The organism is Marinobacter oulmenensis (assembly GCF_014201735.1).
In the GTDB taxonomy this organism is placed as follows: domain Bacteria; phylum Pseudomonadota; class Gammaproteobacteria; order Pseudomonadales; family Oleiphilaceae; genus Marinobacter; species Marinobacter oulmenensis.
The window spans coordinates 37,937-51,727 of the sequence record NZ_JACHFE010000001.1 but is presented as its reverse complement, the minus strand read 5'-3'; the positions used below and the strand labels follow the sequence as shown (position 1 = coordinate 51,727).

Genomic DNA, 13,791 nt, shown 5'->3' with positions numbered 1-13,791 from the left:
TTCCTGGTACCTGCCTACCCCTCAGGCCTGGCCAAGCCGCCGCTCGATGGCATCCATCAGCATGCCGGAGATATCAATTCCGAACGCGGCGTCCAGCTCCCTGACACAGGTAGGACTGGTCACGTTGATTTCCGTCAGGTAGTCACCAATCACATCAAGCCCGACGAACATCAGTCCCTTTTCCTTGATCACCGGCGCCACACGCGCACAGATCTCCCGGTCGCGGTCGGTCAGTTCGCGGCCCTCGCCACGACCACCGGCCGCCAGATTGCCGCGATTCTCTCCCTGGGAGGGAATTCGTGCAAGGGCATAGGGCACAGGTTCGCCCTCAATCAGCAAAATACGCTTGTCCCCGTCGAGAATCTCCGGGATGTATTTCTGGGCCATGGCCTGGTGCGTACCGTAGTTGGTCAGGGTTTCGATGATGACCCCCAGGTTGGCGTCGTTTTCCTTCACCCGGAAAATGGAGTGCCCGCCCATGCCGTCAACCGGCTTCATGATGACATCGCCGTGTTTGGCATAGAATTCCCGGAAGCGCTGGGAGGAACGGGACACCAGCAGCGGCGGGGTCAGGTCCTCGAACTGGGTGGCAAACAGTTTCTCGTTGCAGTCCCGGAGCGTATCGGACGGGTTCACCACCAGCGCGCCCTGGCGTTCGGCCGCCTCAAGAATAAAGGTGGCCATCAGGAATTCCCGGTCAACCGGCGGATCCTTGCGCATCAGGATGACGTCCAGGTCGCCCAGGGCCCGGTCCTGGGAAGGACCGAACCGGTACCAGTCCTCCGGGTCCATATGGACAGTCAGGCTGCGGGTGTGAGCCCGGGCCTGGCCGCCATCCAGGTACATGTCCGGGAGTTCCATGTATTCAATCTCCCAGCCACGGTTCTGGGCCGCCCACAGCATGGCCAGTGAGGTGTCTTTCTTGAAGTGAATGTCAGCGATGGGATCCATCACAATACCGAGGCGGACGGTCATAGAAACTCCTGAATCTGTCGGTCGATGATGCCAGGACGGCGGAAACGAAAACACGAACCGGTGCGCAGAGCGGACCGGTCATTAGCTGCTATGCTGGAATACCAGATAGTATTGTACCGGAGCATCAAATGCATCCGGAGAAGTCCCAGATCAATTTCCCAAGTCGGGGGCACGGATACAATGGCATCAGGTACAGTTTTGTGCTTGAGATCCATTAAGTAGCCACGGCTTATAGAACAACCCGGAGTATTGTGTTAAAACCCGGATTGCAACTAATCACAGTCGCTGGAGCGCAAAGGCAGTTGGACAATGGATGACAACTTCGAAAACCTGAAGATTATGGTGATCGACGACAGCAAAACAATCCGTCGCACCGCAGAAACCCTTCTGAAAAAGGTGGGCTGTGAGGTCATCACTGCCACCGACGGCTTTGACGCTCTGGCCAAGATCGCCGATACCCAGCCGGACATCATTTTTGTCGACATCATGATGCCCCGGCTGGACGGCTACCAGACCTGCGCGCTGATCAAGAACAACGCCTCCTTCAAACGGACGCCGGTGATCATGCTGTCAAGCAAGGACGGCCTGTTCGACAAGGCCAAGGGTCGGATAGTAGGCTCCGATCAGTATCTGACCAAGCCGTTCAGCAAGGATGAGTTGCTCAATACCATCCGCCAGTACATGCCACAGGCTGAACAGTAAACCTGCCGACACCAAGAACCATCGAGGAAAACATGGCCCGCATTCTGATTGTTGACGACTCGCCAACCGAAGTTAAGAAAATCTCCAGCCTTCTGGAAAAACACCAGCACGAAGTCCTGACCGCCGACAATGGCGCGGATGGGGTTGCCAAAGCCCGCTCCGAGACCCCGGACCTGGTGCTGATGGATGTTGTCATGCCGGGCCTCAACGGCTTCCAGGCCACCCGTCAACTGACCCGCGCGCCGGAAACGGCTTCCATCCCGGTTGTCATCGTCACGACCAAGGATCAGGAAACCGACCGGGTATGGGGCACCCGCCAGGGCGCCAAGGGTTATCTGGTCAAGCCCGTCAACGAAGATGACCTGATCAAGACAATCAGCTCCCTGATTGCCTGACAACAACCCGGAGTACGCATGTCTGCCCAGGCCAGTCCGTTTTCGGTACTGAAGGATATTGCCCAGCGCAGCCGGGCTCTGGCGGTCGGCCTGCCGGAGCAGCAGGAAGCCGTCGAACTGTGGAACGGTATCGGTTTTATCCTGGCCGGTGAGCGTTACGTGGCACCCATGGGCGAGGTCACGGAAATCCTGCACGTCCCCCGTTTCACCCACATTCCCGGCGTGCGCTCATTCATGATGGGCGCGGCGAATGTGCGGGGCCGCCTGTTGCCGCTGGTGGATCTGGCCACCTTTTTCGACCTCCCCCTGCCCTCCCGGAGCCAGCGTGAACGACGCGTTCTGGTGGTCGAGGAAGGGGACATTTTCAGTGGCCTGGTCGTCGATACCGTGCTGGGCATGCAGTACTTCGCAACGGAAAGTTTCAGGGCGGATCCCGGAAGGGTGCCCGACCGCGTTCGGCCGTTCGTCAACGGCAGCTATGAGCGCGATGACGAGATCTGGAAAGTGTTCTCCGCCAGGGATCTGGTGATTGATGAGCATTTTCTCGATGTCGCTCAGTGGCAGGGGTGATGACAACAGGCAGTAGCATCCCACTGACCACCAGTAACCCGCTACAACACTAGCCAACTCAGGAATCGAGGCCGGGAGCCAGAAAATGAAAAGCAGAGCCGGAATTAAGGGACAGGGAGGCAACAAGCTGGTTGCCGGCCTGACCGCTGCGCTGATTGCGCTCACCGTCCTGCTCGTTGTCGTGCTGTTCATGATCAACCAGAACAGCCAGAACGATCAGGAATACATCGCCGACACCGCGGAGATGCGTGTCCTTTCGCAGGAAATCGCAAAGAACGCCACGGAAGCGGCCGGGGGTACCGAGTCAGCGTTTGCCCAGCTACGTCGTTCCAGGGATGAGTTCCAGCGACTCTGGAGCAACGTCACCGAGGGCAACCCCGAGACCGGCCTGCCTGCCAGTGAGATGGCCCGGAACAGCGGCGTTCAGGATCGCTGGGAACAGGTTCGTGAGAACGCCGATGTCATTCTCTCCACCCGCGAAGGCGTTCTTGGCCTCCATGACGTGGCTCGTAACCTGAACGAGACCATTCCGCAGCTGCAGGTGGAGTACGAAGACATCGTACAGATCCTGCTGGACAACAATGCCCCGGCCAGCCAGATCGCCCTGGCCCAGCGCCAGTCCCTGCTGGCAGAGCGCATCCTGCGCTCGGTCAACGCGGTTCTTTCCGGTGACGAGGACGCCGTCATCGCCGCCGACCGCTTCGGCCGGGACGCCAGCCTGTTTGGCCGTGTTCTGGAAGGCCAGCTCAATGGCAACCAGGCCATGGGCATCCCCCAGGTGACGGATGAGGCCGCCCTCAACGCCCTGGGATCGGTCAACGAACAATTCCAGTACGTCTCCGAAAACGTCAACGCGATCCTTGAAGCCTCTCCCGACCTCTTCAGGGTGCGTAACGCCGCCGGCGAAATCTTCCAGAACTCCGAAGACCTTCTGGCCCAGCTCTCCGAACTGGCCGAATCCTTCACCGTGCAGGCAGAGACCCGGCTGCTCAGCCCGACCCTGGCCTTCGCCATCCTGGCCATCATGGTCGTGATCGTCATCTTCATCGGTATTACCCTGTACCGGGAAGCCCAGGAACGCCTGGCAGCCACCCAGACCCAGAACGAGCAGAACCAGAATGCGATCCTGCGACTGCTGGACGAACTGGCGGACCTGGCGGATGGTGACCTCACGGCCGAGGCCACGGTTACCGAGGACTTCACAGGCGCCATCGCTGACTCCATCAACTACGCGATCGACCAGATGCGCGGCCTGGTACAGGCCATCCGGGGCACCGCCGTGCGGGTAGCCGGTGCGGCTCAGGAAACACAGTCCACAGCGATGCATCTGGCGGACGCTTCCGAGCACCAGGCGCAGGAAATCGCCGGCGCCTCTGCCGCCGTTAACGAAATGGCGGTTTCCATCGACCAGGTATCCTCCAACGCCGCGGAATCCTCGGCGGTTGCGGAGCGCTCGGTTGCCATCGCCAAGAAAGGCACCGAGGTGGTACAGAACACCATCCGGGGCATGGACAACATCCGTGAGCAGATTCAGGAAACCTCCAAGCGGATCAAACGTCTGGGTGAATCCTCCCAGGAAATCGGCGACATCGTATCCCTGATCAACGACATCGCCGACCAGACCAACATCCTGTCCCTGAACGCGGCGATCCAGGCCTCCATGGCCGGCGACGCGGGCCGGGGCTTCGCGGTGGTTGCGGACGAGGTTCAGCGACTGGCGGAACGTTCCTCCGCGGCTACCAAGCAGATTGAAGCGCTGGTTAAGACGATCCAGTCGGATACCAACGAAGCCGTTATCTCCATGGAACACACCACCGCCGAGGTGGTCCGTGGTGCCCGACTGGCCCAGGATGCGGGTATCGCCCTTGAGGAAATCGAGAACGTATCCACCAGTCTGGCGGAACTGATCCAGAACATCTCCAACGCCGCCCGTCAGCAGTCGTCGTCTGCGGCGCACATTTCCAACACGATGAACGTCATCCAGGAAATCACCTCCCAGACTTCCTCTGGCACCAACGCCACCGCGAAGTCCATCGGTAACCTGGCTGAAATGGCATCTGAACTGCGGTCCTCTGTAGCCGGCTTCACCCTGCCCGACGAGGACATTACGGACCAGGACGAAGAGGCAGACAGCAACGTTCCGGTGGTCAGTTGACCACCGGGCCCGGGCAGATAGCGGTCTATGTCGCAAACGTATGATCAACTGCCAGCGGCTGGAAGCTTCTGGTCCATGCGCCGGCTGCCGGACATGGATGAGGCCCAGTTCAGCCAGTGGCAGAACCTGCTGGAACACCGTACCGGGATAACCCTGACGACAGAGAGGCGATCCTTTCTGGAGACCAACCTGGGAATCCGTATGCGGGAAATCGGCTGCGGCAGCTACCAGGACTACTACAACCAGATCGTCTCCGGGCCGGGGGCCATTCGGGAATGGACGATCCTGGTGGATCGCCTGACCGTGCAGGAGACACGCTTTTTCCGGGATGCTGATGCCTTCCGGCTGGTTGCCGATTACGTTCTGACCCGACCCCGGGAACAGCTTCGCAAAGGCCCTCTTGAAGCCTGGAGTGTCGGCTGCTCAACAGGGGAGGAGCCCTATACGCTGGCCATGATCCTGAACGAATGCATGGCACAGCTCGCGTTGAAGCCTCTGTTTGGCGTGACTGGCTCGGACATTAGCCAACCGGTGCTGGACAAGGCCCGCAGAGGTCGCTTCAGCCAACGCAAGCTGCAGGGCATGGATCCCGACCGCCAGGCCCGGTACTTCAGCCAGACGGACCAGAATACTGTGGAAATTGTGAGAGGCATCCGCGACCGGGTGTGCTTTGCCAGACTTAATGTACTGGATCTGGACCGGGCGCCTATGCACGGCATGAACATCATTTTCTGCCAGAACCTGCTGATCTACTTTCGCCGCTGGCGTCGGCGCGAGATCGTCAGGAAGCTTGCAGGTTACCTGGCTCCCGGGGGCTTACTGGTGCTCGGCCAGGGCGAACTGACCGACTGGCAGCCCCCTGAGCTGCAGCGGGTACCCTCGGAACATGTGCTGGCGTGGATCAAACGCAGCACCGACGAAGAATAACCGGAGTGGTTATGGGCAATCACCATGACAGCATCGCCCTCGACTGGGTTCGGGGAGAGATACAGGACACGCTGACCGAAGCCAGGCATGCGCTGGAGGCCTATGCCGGCAACCGCGATGACGCCGCACGCCTGCGCTTCTGCCTGAACTACCTGCACCAGGTTCATGGCACCCTGCAAATGGTGGAGCTCTATGGCGCTGCCCTGCTTAGCGAGGAAATGGAAGCACTGACCCGAGCCATTCTCGAAGACGCCGTCAGCAATACTGACGAGGCCGTCAACGTGCTGATGCAGGCCATCCTGCAACTGCCCCAGTACCTTGAGCACCTGGACAGCACCCGGGATGACTTCCCCATGGTACTGCTGCCTTTGCTCAACGATCTGCGGGCCGCCAGGGGCGAACCCCTGCTATCCGACACCTCGCTGTTCAAACCCGACCTGGCGCCATCCCAGGTAGCCGTCAGCACCCGCTCGCTGGAACGATTTAAGGGTCCGAAGGTGGCTGGCCACCTGCGCAAACTGCGCCAGATGTACCAGTTTGCCCTGGTGGGCGTGGTGCGCGAGGAAAACCTCGCTGAACACTTTGATTACATCCAGAAGGTTGTGGAGCGTCTGGTTCGCCTGTGTGGTGACAGCCCCAGAGGCGAACTCTGGAAAGCCGCCGGCGCTTTTGTCGAGACCCTGCAGGCCGGACTCAACCCGGTCAACAGCGCCGCCAAGTCGCTACTCCGGGAACTGGATTCCGAAATCCGCCTGCTAAAAGATCAGCAGGCCGCGGCACTGGAACAGCCACTGCCGGAAGCTTTGTTCAAACACCTGCTGTATTACGTAGCCCGCGCCCGGGACCTCGACACTCCCGGGGTAAAAGCCCTGCGCGAGGCCTATCAGTTGGACAGTGCCCTGCCCTCTGATGAAGATGTGGACTCGGCCCGCACCCGCGCCTCCAGTCCCAGCCGTGACGCGATCCATTCAGTGGTCAGCGCCCTGAACGAGGAACTGGCCGGGCTCAAGGACCAGTTGGACCTGTTTGTCCGGGCCCAGAGCCGGGAGAACAGCGAACTGGAAGAGCTGTTGCCAGGCATGCGCCAGGTTGCCAACACCCTGGCGGTACTGGGACTGGGCATTCCCCGCAAGGTGGTCACCGAACAGGTAGAACTGGTTGAAAAACTGTCCGCACAGGCCGACGGCGTGGATGACGGCACGCTAATGGATATCGCTGGCGCCCTGCTGTACGTGGAGGCCAGCCTGGCCGGTCTGGACAGCGAACGGCACCATGAGGAAACGCCGGCACAGCCGGACAACGAAGACTCCATCGATTTTGGATCCCATGAACTGGGAGAAGCCAGCGCCGCCCTGATCCGCGAATCCCGCAACACCCTTGAACAGGTCAAATCGGCGATCATCAACTTCATCGCCTCTCAATGGGACGTCCGGGAGATCGATCACGTCCCCAGCCTGCTACACAGCATCCGAGGCGGCCTGACCCTGGTACCACTTAACCAGGTGGCCAGCATGCTGGCCTCGGCCGAACGCTATGTCGTGGACGTACTGCTCGAAGGCAAGCAGGTACCGGACTGGAAACAGCTGGACACCCTGGCGGACGCTGTCACCAGTATTGAGTATTACCTGGAGCGGCTGGCTGAAGGCATCAGTAACAACGAAGCGATTCTTCGGGTAGCCGAAGACAGCCTGGCCAGTCTCGGCTTTCCGGTTGGCGCAGAGCCCACCTGGCAGGCGACGGCCGAGCAAGAGCCCGAGGACGACGGGGAACCGGCCACGGAATCCCCCGAAACCGGCGACGCGGTGCAGGGCTCCGACGAAGAACTTCTGGACGACGAAATCCTTGAAGTCTTCATCGAAGAGGCGGGAGAGGTTCTGGAAACCATCCACGAATATTATCCACGACTGAGACAGGACCATGAGGACGAGGAGGCCCTGACGGAAGTCCGGCGGGCCTTCCATACCCTCAAAGGCAGCGGCCGCCTGGTCGGTGCCATCAGCATCGGTGAGATGGCCTGGTCCGTGGAAAATCTGCTCAACCGGGTGATTGATCGCAGCGTCAAGCCAACCGACGACATGTTCACTCTGATTGATGAAGTGAACGACCGCATTCCGTCGCTGATCGAGGAGTTCCGCACCGGCCACGGGGACGGCGATGTTGAGCACCTTATTGCCCGGGCCGAGGCCCTCGCCACCACCCGGAAGACGGAAGCTCCAGAGACCGCCGGCGAAGAGGCACCCCCACTCGCCGAGGTCGTAGAAGAAGCCGAGCCCGGGACCGATGCAGAGCCAGCAGCAGACACAGTCGATACCGCTCCAGCGGATGGCAGTGACGATCTGATCGACGACGATATTCTGGAAATCTTCATCGAGGAAGCGGGCGAAGTCCTCGAGACCATCCGTGAATACCTGCCAATGCTGCTGCGCCGCCATGATGATCGCAGTGCACTGGCAGAAGTCCGCCGCGCCTTCCATACCCTCAAGGGCAGCGGCCGCATGGTCGGTGCCAGTACTATTGGCGAGCTCGCCTGGGCCATTGAGAACATGCTGAACCGGGTCATCGACGGCAGCATTTTCATGAATGATGACATCGCCGGCCTGCTTGAAGAGGTCACCGCCGAGATTCCGGGCCTGGTGACCGACTTCGAGAACCGCCGCGCAGCCGGTATTGATACCGCGCCTCTGGAGGCCCGGGCCAATGCGCTGGCCGACGGGGAAATCCCCGACGCCACCCTGATGCCAGAGGCCGAACCAGGCACTGCAACGCCGGAAGACTCCGGAGTAACAGCGGACGCTGTTGAAGAAACCAACACCGACGAGGAAGAAGAGATTGATCCGGTGCTGCTCGAAATCTTCGAGACAGAAACCGAGACCCATCTTCAGACCATCGACGCGTTTCTCCAGGAAGCCGGTGACCGCTCATCCACCGCCTATACCGATGAGCTGTCACGGGCCCTGCACACGCTCAAGGGCAGTGCCAACACGGCGGGCATTACGCCCATTGCGACAGTCATCACGCCCCTGGAACACTTCGTCAAGGAAGCCCGTGCCCAGAACAAACGGGCCGACCAGGATGTCCTGCAACTGATTTCCGACGCCCGCAGTTTCCTGACCCGCGGCCTGGCCCAGTTGAACGACAACCCCCGGGCGCCGCTGGACGGCACCGACGAATTCCTCGAACGCCTGGAGACGGTGAAGCAGACAACCCTGCACACCCGGCAACAGGCCGAACAGCCCACCAGTTCCACACCGGACTCGTCCCAGCTTGTACAGCTGTTCCTGGGCGAAGGCCTGGATATCGTGCTGGATGCGGAATCCATTCTCGAGGAATGGTCCGAACAGCCCGAGAAGCGGGAGTCCGTCGACAAACTGCACAGTGAGCTTGAGCAACTCTCCCGGGGCGCCTCCGAAGCCAACCTCAAGGACGTCGCCGAGCTTGCGGACGCCCTGGACGCGGCCTACACAGCCGTGGCCAAAGCCGGAATCACACCGGATCAGGGTTTCTTCGACACCGTCCATTCCGGCCACGAACAACTGATCAATCTGATGGACCAGGTTGCCGCCGGGCTGGCAACCGAACCCAGCGAATCACTTATCCGGAATCTGGAAAACCTGGCGGACAGCATTCGCCAGGACGGATCCGCAAGTGACACTGACGCCCCTGCTGCAGGGACAACCCCCGAAGATGAGGCACCCACGCCGGAAGAACCCGAAGCCGCCGGCCAGGAAGAACTGGACGACGAACTGCTCGAAATCTTCCTGGAAGAAGCCCGGGAACTGATCGACAGCACCGGCGAAGCCCTGCAGGCCTGGAGCGATAACACGGGCAATACCGACAGCCTGCGCATGCTCCAGCGCGACCTGCATACCCTCAAAGGCGGTGCCCGGCTGGCAGGTATCCCCGCGGTTGGGGACTTCTCCCATGAGCTGGAGAATCTGTTCGAGGGGCTTGCCGAGCAGAAATTTACCGCCAGTGATGACCTCTCGGACCTGCTGTTCCGCTGCCACGATCGGCTGGCCGGCATGGTCGACGCCCTGGAATCCGGTGAGCCACCACGACCGGCCCCCGACCTGATCGCCGAGATCCAGGCCTTTGTCAAAGGCACAGGTGCACAGCCGGAGGCCGCAGAACCTCTGCCCGAGGCTGAGGTCGAGGAAACACCCGAGACCACCGAAACAGTATCCACGGCGCCCAGCGAACCGACCGAAGACGAATCGGAACTGGACCCGGAACTGGTCGGCATCTTCCTGGAAGAAGCCTACGATCTGATCAACTCCACCGGCAGTGCCCTGCACGCCTGGAGTGAGGATCCCTCCAACCGGGAGGTTGCCGCCGAACTGCAGCGCGATGTGCACACCCTCAAAGGGGGTGCCCGCATGGCCGGCGCAGACGCCATCGGGGATCTTTCCCACAAACTCGAAGACCTGTTCGAGAAAGTGGCCGGCGGCCAGTTGAAGGCCGATGCCGGCATGCTCGAACTGCTCTTTGCCTGCCATGACCGGCTGGCGGAAATGGTCGAGCAGGTCGCCACCCAGAAACCCTGCCCGCCCGCCGACGAACTGGTCAGCCAGGTGGAAGCCATTATCAAGGGCGAGGTGGCCGAATCCTCCGGGGCAGAACCCGCCCCGGCTGAGCCTGAGGCGCCGGCAGAAGCACCAGCCGATGACGATGACGCGCTGTCCGAGATGTTCCTGGACGAAGCCCGGGAGATTCACGACAACCTGGCAGCCATACTGGAGCACTGGCGCGAAGAGCCGGAGGAGCTTGCCCTCCTGACCCAACTGCTCCAGGAACTCCAGACCCTGAAAAGCGGCGCCCGGCTGGCGGATGTCGATCCCCTCGCGGATCTGGCCGGTGCCTGGGCCCAGGCCCTGGACCAGGTGGTGGCCGGCGAACGCCAGCCGGGGCCGGTGCAGACCCTCAGCGATCAAGCCAGCCAGGCCCTCAAGGGCATGCTGGATACGCTGGCCGAGGGCGGCAAGCCCGCCCCGGTACCGGAAATGATCGCCGCATTCGGCGAAACCCCGGCGTCCGGAGAAGAAAGCGATAAAGCCGGGGCCGAAACGCCCCGTCAGGATACCGAGGCGCCGGCGCCAACACCGGCACCCCAGACCGAGGCATCTGCCGGCACCGGCAAAAAGCCGAAAGCACGGAAAACCGGGAAGGCCGCAGATCACCAGCGCGCCAGCCAGGAAACCATCCGGGTCTCCGCGCCCCTGCTCGACGAACTGGTCAACCTCGCAGGCGAAACCAGTATCACCCGGGGCCGCCTGGAACAGCAGACCAGCGACTTCAGCTACACCCTGGACGAAATGGCCGCCACCATCGAGCGTCTGCGTGAGCAGCTCCGCCGGATGGAAATCGAGACCGAGGCCCAGATCCTGTTCCGGGCCGAACAGGAACACGGCCCGGGCTACATCGACGACTTCGATCCGCTGGAGATGGACCGCTATTCCTCCATCCAGCAGTTGTCCCGGGCGTTGACCGAATCCACCTCGGATCTGGCCGACCTGCGTGAAACCCTGTCGGACCGGGTCCGAGATACCGATACCCTGCTGGTCCAGCAGTCGCGCATCAACACGGAACTCCAGGAAGGTCTGATGAAGACCCGGATGGTGCCGTTTACCTCGATGGTGCCGCGACTGAGGCGGATTGTCCGGCAGATCAGCGGTGAGGTTGGCAAAAAGGTCAACTTCGATATCCGTAACGCCGAAGGCGAAATGGACCGCAACATCCTCGAACGCATGGTGGCGCCGCTGGAGCATATGCTGCGTAATGCGGTGGACCACGGCATTGAGGCCCCGGAAGAACGTCAGGCCTCCAGCAAGCCCGATACCGGCAGCCTCACCCTGTCACTCTCCCGTGAAGGCGGTGATGTGGTGCTGCGGATGACCGATGACGGACGAGGCATTCCCGCCGGGGTCATCCGGGACAAGGCCATACATCAGGGCCTGATGAACGCCGATGAAGATCTGTCCCGCCGGGAAATCCTGCAGTTTATCCTGCAACCCGGCTTCTCCACGGCCAAGAAAGTCACCCAGATTTCCGGGCGTGGCGTGGGCATGGACGTAGTTGCCAGCGAGATCAAGGAACTCGGTGGCAGCCTGGATATCGATTCCACCGAGGGTCAGGGCAGCACCTTTACCGTCCGGCTGCCGTTTACCGTATCGGTGAACCGCGCCCTGATGGTGGCCACCGGTGAGGATTTCTACGCCATCCCGCTGAACACCATTGAGGGCATTGTCCGGGTCAGCACCTACGAGCTGGAAGAGTATTACAAACCGGACGCTCCGCTTTACGAGTACGCCGGCCAGCAGTACCGCCTCCAGTATCTGGGCGCACTGCTCAACAGTGATCACCAGCCCAAGCTGCAGGGGCAGGCGCTGCCGTTGCCGGTGATTCTGGTGCGGGGTACCGAAGAACCGGTGGCCCTGCAGGTTGACCAACTGATGGGCAGCCGGGAAATCGTGGTGAAATCCCTCGGCCCGCAGTTCAACTCCGTGCGGGGCGTCTCCGGTGCCACCATTCTCGGGGACGGTAACGTGGTGGTGATTCTCGATCTGCCGGCCATGATCCGCTCCGACATGCTGTCCGAGCGCCAGCGCCTGGCCAATCTTGAGAAAGGTCGTGACTCCGCCCGTTACCGCGAGCAGGTTACCCGGGTGATGGTGGTGGATGACTCCGTCACCGTGCGCAAAGTGACCTCCCGGCTGCTGGAACGTAATGGCATGGATGTGCTGACCGCCAAAGACGGTGTCGACGCAGTCGCCCAGCTACAGGACCATCGGCCGGACGTCATCCTTCTGGACATCGAAATGCCACGCATGGACGGCTTCGAAGTCGCCAGCTTTATCCGTCACGATGACACTCTCAGGGAGACCCCCATCTGCATGATCACGTCGCGGACGGGCGAAAAACACAGGGAAAGGGCGTTGGCTATCGGAGTCAATGAATACCTTGGCAAGCCATTCCAGGAAACCGAGCTGCTCGACACCATCCGGCGGCTCACCGGAGAAGGGTAATGGCCAGTGCTCCGGGCGTCGGAATCGTCGCCGATGCGGTCCTCCAGCGTCACCGGCTGCAGTCGGCGGCAGGCAAATTCGGCGTCGAGGTGAGTTTTTCCGGGGACCCGGAGCGACTGTTAGGGTACCCCGGGTTTCCCGAAGCCTGCCTGTGGCTGGTTACCCTGCGGGACGAATCCGATCACTCGCAGCTGTTTGATCACCTGCTTGAGAACACCGAGGCGCCGGTACTGTTCGGCGTCGACCAGGCCCCCGCACCCGGAGGCATTGATTACTCCCGCTGGGAACGCCGCCTGCTGGGCAAACTGGAGCAGCAACTGGGTCAGCTTGAACAGCTGGACAGCGCCTCGGATATCGAGGAACTGGCGGACATGGACCGGTCCGTGGAAGCCCCCCTCGAGCTGTCGAGCTGGATCACCCCGGCTGCCGCGGACAGCCCTGCCCGGGAAGTCTGGGTGTTGGGTGCCTCCCTCGGAGGCCCGGCTGCGGTGAAGACCTTTCTGGACAACCTGCCCGCCGGATTACCGGTCGGATTTGTCTATGCCCAGCACATCGACAGCCATTTCACCCAGGTGCTCACCCGCATTCTGGGAAGACATGCCCATTATCAGTTGAAAGCCGCCGAGGAAGGCACCGTCATCTGCAACGGTGATGTGGTGCTGATGCCGGTGGAACAGGAGTGGTCGTTTACCAGTGACGGCAAACTGACCCGCACCGGTCGGCCCTGGCCGGGCCCCTATGGCCCCTCCATCGACCAGGTTCTGCTGAATGTCGCCGAACACTATCAGGATCACTGCCACGCCGTGATCTTTTCAGGCATGGGTAATGATGGCGCCATCGCCGCCCCAATGATCAACAGCCATGGCAGCCGGATCTGGGTCCAGGAAAGTTCAAGCTGCGGCAACAGCTCCATGCCTGAATCCGTCGCGGCCACCGGTTGCGCCGGTTTCAGTGGCACCCCTGAGCAACTGGCCGGCGAACTGGTCAGGACCATCGAGAATCACTGCCTGCTCCGTAACAGACAACAACGGGATTCCGCCTGAGG

8 protein-coding genes are annotated in these 13,791 nt (G+C 61.3%); 7 read left to right on the top strand and 1 reads right to left on the bottom strand.

The window, feature by feature from the left end:
- Positions 1 to 21: 21 nt before the first annotated feature.
- A complete protein-coding gene (gshB, locus tag HNR38_RS00230) occupies positions 22 to 975 on the bottom strand; it encodes a glutathione synthase (protein ID WP_183698574.1) in 954 nt (317 codons plus the stop codon).
- Positions 976 to 1,284: 309 nt separating this feature from the next.
- On the opposite strand from gshB, the gene pilG reads away from it, so the two are divergent.
- From pilG to HNR38_RS00195, 7 genes are all read left to right on the top strand, one after another.
- The gene (gene pilG, locus HNR38_RS00225; RefSeq protein ID WP_183698572.1) at positions 1,285 to 1,677 is read left to right on the top strand and encodes a twitching motility response regulator PilG; all 393 of its coding nucleotides are present in this window, start codon (positions 1,285 to 1,287) and stop codon (positions 1,675 to 1,677) included.
- Positions 1,678 to 1,709: 32 nt separating this feature from the next.
- Positions 1,710 to 2,072: a twitching motility response regulator PilH gene (gene pilH, locus HNR38_RS00220; protein WP_183698570.1), complete on the top strand. Its 363-nt coding sequence runs from the start codon at positions 1,710 to 1,712 to the stop codon at positions 2,070 to 2,072.
- Positions 2,073 to 2,090: 18 nt separating this feature from the next.
- Positions 2,091 to 2,642 carry a chemotaxis protein CheW gene (locus tag HNR38_RS00215; RefSeq protein ID WP_183698569.1) on the top strand — a complete coding sequence of 184 codons (552 nt, stop codon included), beginning with the start codon at positions 2,091 to 2,093 and terminating at the stop codon, positions 2,640 to 2,642.
- A gap of 85 nt (positions 2,643 to 2,727) precedes the next feature.
- Positions 2,728 to 4,797: a methyl-accepting chemotaxis protein gene (locus HNR38_RS00210; protein ID WP_183698567.1), complete on the top strand. Its 2,070-nt coding sequence runs from the start codon at positions 2,728 to 2,730 to the stop codon at positions 4,795 to 4,797.
- Between the two features lie 27 nt (positions 4,798 to 4,824).
- The gene (locus tag HNR38_RS00205) at positions 4,825 to 5,724 is read left to right on the top strand and encodes a CheR family methyltransferase (protein ID WP_183698565.1); all 900 of its coding nucleotides are present in this window, start codon (positions 4,825 to 4,827) and stop codon (positions 5,722 to 5,724) included.
- Between the two features lie 11 nt (positions 5,725 to 5,735).
- On the top strand, positions 5,736 to 12,746 hold the full coding sequence (locus tag HNR38_RS00200) for a hybrid sensor histidine kinase/response regulator (RefSeq protein WP_183698563.1): 7,011 nt from the start codon (positions 5,736 to 5,738) through the stop codon (positions 12,744 to 12,746).
- Positions 12,746 to 13,789 carry a chemotaxis protein CheB gene (locus HNR38_RS00195; RefSeq protein WP_183698561.1) on the top strand — a complete coding sequence of 348 codons (1,044 nt, stop codon included), beginning with the start codon at positions 12,746 to 12,748 and terminating at the stop codon, positions 13,787 to 13,789. Before HNR38_RS00200 ends, HNR38_RS00195 begins: the two co-directional genes overlap by 1 nt.
- The last annotated feature ends 2 nt before the right edge of the window (positions 13,790 to 13,791 follow it).

Coding starts and splice junctions, on each gene's coding strand:
- gshB (WP_183698574.1), bottom strand. CDS start 975: ATGACCGTCCGCCTCGGTATTGTGATGGATCCCATCGCTGACATTCAC.
- pilG (WP_183698572.1), top strand. CDS start 1,285: ATGGATGACAACTTCGAAAACCTGAAGATTATGGTGATCGACGACAGC.
- pilH (WP_183698570.1), top strand. CDS start 1,710: ATGGCCCGCATTCTGATTGTTGACGACTCGCCAACCGAAGTTAAGAAA.
- HNR38_RS00215 (WP_183698569.1), top strand. CDS start 2,091: ATGTCTGCCCAGGCCAGTCCGTTTTCGGTACTGAAGGATATTGCCCAG.
- HNR38_RS00210 (WP_183698567.1), top strand. CDS start 2,728: ATGAAAAGCAGAGCCGGAATTAAGGGACAGGGAGGCAACAAGCTGGTT.
- HNR38_RS00205 (WP_183698565.1), top strand. CDS start 4,825: ATGTCGCAAACGTATGATCAACTGCCAGCGGCTGGAAGCTTCTGGTCC.
- HNR38_RS00200 (WP_183698563.1), top strand. CDS start 5,736: ATGGGCAATCACCATGACAGCATCGCCCTCGACTGGGTTCGGGGAGAG.
- HNR38_RS00195 (WP_183698561.1), top strand. CDS start 12,746: ATGGCCAGTGCTCCGGGCGTCGGAATCGTCGCCGATGCGGTCCTCCAG.